Here is a 2242-nt window from a genome sequence, read left to right as displayed (position 1 = left end):
TGTGATATGCTTTTCCATCCGTATATAGCCATTAAATCATGTGTGGTTGATCCTGCTTCAACGGAAAGAATAGCAGATAATTTTCTAACGCCATGAGCAGATTTATATATTCCTGCCTGTTTAGATTTATCTATAAACCACTGGCTTAAATTCTGGGCTGTGTATGGGAAAAATTTGTCTTTGCCTGTAGGTGTTATTTTAAGAAGTTTCATGAAGTAATCAGGAAGCTCAACGGTAATTGTCGTTCCTACCTTTTGAGTTTTGATGGAAAAAACATTGCCTTTAAAATGTTGATGACCCGCTCTACAAGCATCCGAGCATCGAAGACCAGTATACAAAAAGAATTCAAAATCTAATCGGGGTAATGTTCCTTCTGCCCAGTACTCCCTAAACAACCGCATGTCTTCTTTCGTCCATGGTGCATAGCCATCGGTTTTGTAAGATGGCTTTTCTATTCTAGTGCAGGGATTTTCTTTAAGATATTCTTGCTTAACAGCCCAATTGAATAAACCACGAATAGCAGAAAGAAACAAAACAGCACTGGCAGGAGTAGACTTTCTGTGTTCAATCCCTAAACGAATATGTCTCGCAGTGACCTTCTTGTAATCAAAGTCTCCTGATTTTTGAATGATCTTATCCAAGTCTCGATCAATTCTTTTTCTGGTTTTTAGTGCTAAACTCGCCCAATGACCACTGTATCGGTATTGCTCTATCAACCACCGCATAGTCTGTGGCTCTTGGGTCACTGGCTTAACGTAATGTTGTTCTAGAACCTCACCTGACAAAGCGGAAATATAACAAGCCATGAACTGCGGGTCTTTAGGAATAGGCAGACGTATTCTAGCTCCTTTGCCTTTCCTAAAATAGTATATGACCTTGCCATGTCGGGTGCGTTCCCTCACCACATGAGGTAGTTTGGCGTTCTTGTTCATTTAACACCCAAAAGGATTAAGCCCGTCATCGTCAACTTTGGGCTTTTCACTTCTGGTTTTAAAAGGCTCAAACCTGTAAATCGTGCCTTCTCTTTCTATCTCGATACGGATTTTGTTTTCTTTTGAGATTCTTGCCACGGATCTTAGATCAATGCGTCCTTTGTTGCTCATGATTACTCCTGTTCCACCCATGTCTTAGGGTCTTGTACGGGCAATATCGCCCACGTTTATTCATAGACACTCCGTAATTTTTGGCATTTTTTAATATTTGGATTTGTCCTTGTTCTATGAGAACATCTATTCTTCTCCGTATCGAAGATTCACTGCTAAGACCCGCCTTACCTTCAAATTTCTTCATGAATTTACGTGCGGGATGTAATTCACCTTTTAAGGCTTCCGATCTGATAATGCCTAAGATTGTATCCCGCCTGCGATCACGCTCAGCATCTAATTTAGCTCCGTAGTTGTGATTGACTATTGCGGATGTTCTTTCCATGTTAAAGCGTCTTCGTCGTAGTAGATGTTTTTCGTGTCAATTCCTGTACCACTTCTAGTTTTAAAGAATACTTTTAATTCTTTCACGTCTTTTGCGGGTTTGTGTAATAGAGCATGGCTGAGTTGTAATGACGTCTTAACCCGCTTGCTCCTGAAATAGCATCAAAGCGTATTTCTTCTAGTTCTTCGCTTTTCACCTTTCGTGTATGATGAACGAGTATCATTCCTGCGTTAGTGTTAACTTTTTGTCTTAAAACTTTTAGACGTTTTTTTAAGAAGAAAAGCATTGCCTGATTGTCATTTTCTCCTCCTTTGTTATCGCCTGCATCAAAAGAGTCATATAAAGGATCAACAACAATTAAATCGGTCTTCCCATGTTGATGTTTGTTGATTTCTTGAGAAGCCATATCAACAACGCTTTCCGTGAACGAATCTTCATAATTTGAAGTCAAAAATAAATTTTCATAACTCAATTTCAGCTGTTCTGGATTGAGAGAACTACTTAGTTGTTGCCCTCTATCTCTCATTTCGAAAAAGTCATTCTCGGACTGTAGATAAAATATTTTCAATGGATGAGGAGGTTCTAATCCTAAAAACGGCAGTCCTGCAGATAAGTTAACAAGCATAGAAAGCAAAACATGACTTTTCCCAACCTTGGATTCACCAGCTAAAAGCATTAACCCGCCTTGGACTAAAAGTCCTTGAGATATAATGTTTTTAGGCTTTGGCGTTGTGTCGGTACACATATCACCTAAAGAAATTCCTACAATACTTCGCTTAATCTCTATCTTTTCTTTTGGACAATCTCTGATGAA

General features: G+C 39.1%; 4 protein-coding genes. All 4 read right to left on the bottom strand.

Going from position 1 to position 2242, the window contains the following annotated elements:
* Positions 1 to 932: tyrosine-type recombinase/integrase (locus H0G72_RS05975; RefSeq protein ID WP_182017857.1), on the bottom strand; the 932-nt coding region annotated here is incomplete at its 3' end.
* Complete coding sequence (locus tag H0G72_RS05970) at positions 933 to 1103, bottom strand: hypothetical protein (RefSeq protein WP_259345180.1); 171 nt, start codon at positions 1101 to 1103, stop codon at positions 933 to 935. It abuts the gene before it with no gap.
* Positions 1081 to 1428, bottom strand: a complete 348-nt coding sequence (locus H0G72_RS05965; protein ID WP_182017855.1) for a hypothetical protein — start codon at positions 1426 to 1428, stop codon at positions 1081 to 1083. The genes H0G72_RS05970 and H0G72_RS05965 overlap by 23 nt, the downstream gene beginning before the upstream one ends.
* A gap of 82 nt (positions 1429 to 1510) precedes the next feature.
* The coding region (locus tag H0G72_RS05960; RefSeq protein WP_220456138.1) for an AAA family ATPase at positions 1511 to 2242 on the bottom strand (732 nt) is incomplete at its 5' end.

The sequence above is a fragment of the Candidatus Liberibacter sp. genome, from assembly GCF_014048425.1.
Taxonomy (GTDB): Bacteria; Pseudomonadota; Alphaproteobacteria; order Rhizobiales; family Rhizobiaceae; genus Liberibacter.
This window is presented reverse-complemented; position numbering and strand designations above follow the sequence as displayed.